The sequence below is a fragment of the Pseudomonas sp. GW456-12-10-14-LB2 genome, from assembly GCF_002884345.1.
Classification (GTDB): Bacteria; Pseudomonadota; Gammaproteobacteria; order Pseudomonadales; family Pseudomonadaceae; genus Aquipseudomonas; species Aquipseudomonas paraglycinae.
Genome location: NZ_POHV01000131.1, coordinates 1 through 276, shown reverse-complemented (window position 1 = coordinate 276; position 276 = coordinate 1). Strand labels below are relative to the sequence as shown.

At 70.7% G+C, this 276-nt stretch carries 1 protein-coding gene; it reads right to left on the bottom strand.

What is annotated here, in order from left to right; genetic code table 11:
- Positions 1-276: peptidoglycan-binding protein (locus tag C1X29_RS29865; protein ID WP_146023300.1), on the bottom strand; the 276-nt coding region annotated here is incomplete at both ends.

Below are 276 nucleotides of genomic sequence, written 5' to 3'. Positions count from 1 at the left end.
CCCGTCGACGGATAGCCGCGGGCGGCCTGCCAGCGCTTGAGCACCGCGCGGGTCTCGTCGTTGAACACGCCCGTGACCTTGGTGTCGAAGCCGAGGCCGGAGAGGCGGCGCTGCACGTCGCGGCGCTGGCCCTTGTCGAGGCCGATCTGGTCCTCGGTGAGCTGGGTGGCCTCATCGGTGAAGGTCGCCGGATCAACGCCGGCGTTGAGGTTACGCGTGGTGGTCGACGGGCCATTCTGGATCGCGGCGAGCCGCGCCAGCGCCAGCGCCTTGAAC